This window comes from Pelagivirga sediminicola, assembly GCF_003072125.1.
Taxonomy (GTDB): domain Bacteria; phylum Pseudomonadota; class Alphaproteobacteria; order Rhodobacterales; family Rhodobacteraceae; genus Roseovarius; species Roseovarius sediminicola.
The window spans coordinates 1-3,664 of the sequence record NZ_QCYH01000041.1; the positions used below are offsets into that span (position 1 = coordinate 1).

Here is a 3,664-nt window from a genome sequence, read left to right on the forward strand (position 1 = left end):
GAGCTACCCACAGACCTCAGCTTCACGCGATCGACCAAACGCAACTGAAAAATCAATGGGCCGCGACCGCCGCTTACACAGCTCTCGGCCGTTTGCCAAACAAATGCTGCATGGAAGCCCGGTCGGACGATCGGGCTTCTTGCGCCGTTTACCCACCATTCTTCGTAAGGAGGTTCACATGACACTCGATGAAATCAAGGCGGCCGTCGATGCCGGCCAGACCGTGCACTGGGCCAATACCGGCTACGTTGTCCACAAGGACCGGCTCGGTCAGTACCTCATCACCTATGTGCCGAATGGTAGCTGCATCGGCCTGACAGACCGGAGCGGGCAACGGTTGAACGGAAAAGAAACGGAGTTCTTCATCGCGCGATCGGAGGACGGCGCGGAAAATCCGGGCAGCCAATCAAGACCAGACGGGCAGGGGAGGGGCGTAGCACCAGGAGGCGCGGGGGCATTCCCACTCGGACGGCAGCTCTGACCTGTGGGCGGGGCAGAAAGGGAAAGCAAGCTTTCGGATTTGTGATCCCTCAAGGGGTCGAGAAAGCAATCCCGGATGCGCTAGCAAGGACGTCAGACACCGGCCAATCCAAAAGGAACCATCCCATGTTCGCAGGAACCCTCACCCGCAATGTCGAGACCGCAGCCGCTCAGTACACCGGCATGATCCACTCGTCACGCTTTGACATCGCCATCCAGTTGGAGGCGCGGGCCAAGATGTCCGAACGCAGCCCGGATTTTGACGTGACGGCAGTCAACAAATCAGGCCGCAAGGTGCGCATCGGCACAGCCTGGAACGAGACCGGCAATACCAGCGGCAACCCCTACATCTCGATGCAGATCGACGTCGGCCTCGGCCCGTTCCGGGTCAACGCGGTGCAGACGAAAGAGGCGCGCGCGGCCCAAAGCGGCGCGTTCGAGATCATCCCGCTGGTCTCGAACGGCCTGATGAAATCCGGCTCGATCTCGGGCGAGCTCACCGCCATGGACGCTGACAACGCCTTCACGGGCTACATCGCCAACATGATGTTCGATCTGGAGTTCATGCTGATCGAGAACAGCTACAAATCCGAGGAGACCCACCCGGATTACCGGATCGAGGTCAGCTCGCCCCGGGGGACACCGATCCGCGTCGGCTCGGCGTGGATGGCCAAAAGCAGCCGCACGGGCAATGACTACCTGTCGCTGCTGATCAACACGCCCGATGGCGACCTGCGCGTCAACGCCGTGCAGAACGAAGAACAGCGCGGCGGGCAGACCTTCTCGATCATCCCGTTCATCGACAGCGGTGAGCAGCCGCAGGATGCAGGCACGGGGCTGTCGTTGGTCGCCTAATCGGCGCGCGAGGGGGAGACGACCTGAACCGAAAGGGGAGCCGTGGGACCACGGTTCCCCTTTTTCCATGTCCGTTGGCGTGAAGGACGTCACCCGCTTGCGATCTGGTGTAAATGCGATACAATAATATATTATCGCAATATCGAGGGCGGGCGCGTGACGGCTAGATCAGGGACGGTTCCATGGTTCGAGAGCTTTGATTTTGAGGCAGAGGTTGCAGAACTCCTTGCTCATATCGAGCGCTGCACTGGAGTTTCGCTACCCGCCCGAAAGCGTGAAGTCATCATGACCCATGCAAGGGCAAAGCTCGACAGGACAAGGCAGGCATATCTGGAGGCCAAGGCGGTGGGAAAGCCGGTGTCCACATCGCGGCGTGCGTATCTGACCGACCTGCAGGACACGATCTTCATGGCGATCCCGGAAGAGAACCTCGCGCGGATGCCGCTGAACGAGCAGGTTCTCAACGATCCGTCATTTTACGCGGACGCCATGCACCGCGCCGCTGAGATTAGCGAGGATGAGCTTTTCATGGCGCTGTCCTCTTCGCTGAAAGACATGACAGTCCAAGACGCCCGGGCCTTCGTCTCGAAGCTTTGGCACGGCACGATTGACGACAACGCCCGCAAATACGCCGAAGCCCTGAAGCGTCCCGAGCGTGAAATCATGCCTCTGCGGCCGGGGAACACTGTGTAAGATCGAAGCCATTCTCTTGGCTTGAGCCGTACCGAGGTTGGCGGCCCTGAACTCCGTTGCAGGCGGCGGCATCCAGTTCAGCGCGAAAACCATTGAAGGCGCTGTGGCGACGTCTACTGTCTCCAACATGATGAACCGGGATCACATGCGCGGCTTCTTCCGGCGCGCCGCGGCGCTCGTCGCCTTTGTCGCGCTGCTCTGGGCGGTCCAAGTCGTCAATTGGATCATCGGCTACGGTTTGAACCCGGCCTTCGGCCTGATTCCCAGGCAGCTCGATGGTTTGGATGGCGTCGTCGCAATGCCGCTGCTGCACGGAAGCTTCGCGCATCTTATGGCCAATACGCCGCCGCTCCTGGTGATGGGTGGGCTGCTGGTGGCTACGACCACGCGGGCCTTGCTGGCCGTGAACGCCGTGGTGATCGGCCTCGGCAGCGGTCTTGTCTGGCTGTTCGGAAGCTCCGCCATCCATATCGGTGCGTCAGGGTTGGTCTTCGGCTGGTTTGGCTTCCTCGTCGCGCGCGGCTTCGTGGATCGCTCATTGATCACGCTGGGCGCGGCACTGGTGGTCGGTGTCCTCTACGGCTCTATTCTCTGGGGAGTTCTTCCGGGTCAGCCTGACGTCTCGTGGGAGGCGCATCTGTTCGGCGCTTTCGCGGGCGCTGCCGCTGCAGCCCTTGTCCGGACGCATGTCCATGCGCCGCGCCTGGGCGGCGTCGATCTGGACTGAAACAGTGCAATCGGCCCACTGCGGATATTGGAATCACTGCTAAATGCCGCGACACGTCTTCCACAGAGCGGACACTCGTGAACTTGCCGAATTTATATCACTGCACCTTCTAGAAGTTCCTCCGCAACACGAGTTGTGGTGTGCAGTTTAAGGTTGCAGGCAAGGGACTGATTTATGCAAGGTAGGCCGGATCTGGTCGGCAACTACCGGACCGTTGCGTTACATCGTATTCATGGGGCATTATTTTGAGAGTTCGTCTCGACAAAATTGAGGTGAGCGATTTCAAGCGTATCCAAACGCTAGAAATCGAACTTAAGCCAATGACCGCGTTGGTTGGCGGCAACACGAGTGGCAAGAGTAGCGCGCTACAGGCTGCCCAACTTGGGGTTTCCATTCTTCAAGCATTGTTCCGTGGGTACCGAAAAAATGGGACCCCTGAATTTTCGACAACCGTTGCAAACGATGTAGTTCTATTCAGACCAACTGAACACTTGCTCGATCTGCGTCGCGGGGGTGCAGCCACCCAGAACAATGGGTTTTCAGTCCAGTATTCCGGTGTGGATCTCGATACAGGCGCGGAAAAAACTTTGAAAATTGAAATCCGCCGTGGCAAGAACGCGAATATTGCAATCACGCGCGAAGGCGACGAAGATCTTGCTGTGGTCTTGGCAAGTGATGAGCAACCATTCTCGATCCTGACCCCTGGTCTGTCCGGGATCTCGATGCGCGAAGAGTGGAGAACAAAAGCTGCGATGGATGCGGCGGTTATGCACGGTGACGCCAATCTCTATTTGCGTACTGTGCTCGATCACCTCTTCAAACGTGATCTTGATGAGAACGGCGGTGCGAAAGTCGGCCGCGGTAGCGGCGGGATGAGCCTGCTGCGGGCGGCGTAAAAGTCGTCCACCT

5 protein-coding genes are annotated in these 3,664 nt (G+C 59.0%); all 5 read left to right on the forward strand.

Going from position 1 to position 3,664, the window contains the following annotated elements; translation table 11 throughout:
- Window positions 1-178 precede the first annotated feature (178 nt).
- The 5 genes from DC366_RS19200 to DC366_RS19220 all read left to right on the forward strand — a co-directional run bounded on the left by DC366_RS19200 (window position 179) and on the right by DC366_RS19220 (window position 3,651).
- Window positions 179-481 (forward strand): hypothetical protein, encoded by a 303-nt coding sequence (locus DC366_RS19200; RefSeq protein ID WP_108693749.1) that lies wholly within the window; start codon window positions 179-181, stop codon window positions 479-481.
- Window positions 482-606: 125 nt separating this feature from the next.
- The gene (locus DC366_RS19205; protein ID WP_108693750.1) at window positions 607-1,335 is read left to right on the forward strand and encodes a DUF736 family protein; all 729 of its coding nucleotides are present in this window, start codon (window positions 607-609) and stop codon (window positions 1,333-1,335) included.
- Window positions 1,336-1,491: 156 nt separating this feature from the next.
- A complete protein-coding gene (locus DC366_RS19210) occupies window positions 1,492-2,028 on the forward strand; it encodes a hypothetical protein (RefSeq protein WP_243405241.1) in 537 nt (178 codons plus the stop codon).
- A gap of 145 nt (window positions 2,029-2,173) precedes the next feature.
- A complete protein-coding gene (locus tag DC366_RS19215) occupies window positions 2,174-2,755 on the forward strand; it encodes a rhomboid family intramembrane serine protease (RefSeq protein ID WP_108693753.1) in 582 nt (193 codons plus the stop codon).
- A 245-nt stretch (window positions 2,756-3,000) separates the two neighbouring features.
- On the forward strand, window positions 3,001-3,651 hold the full coding sequence (locus tag DC366_RS19220) for a DUF2813 domain-containing protein (RefSeq protein WP_165802970.1): 651 nt from the start codon (window positions 3,001-3,003) through the stop codon (window positions 3,649-3,651).
- Window positions 3,652-3,664 lie beyond the last annotated feature (13 nt).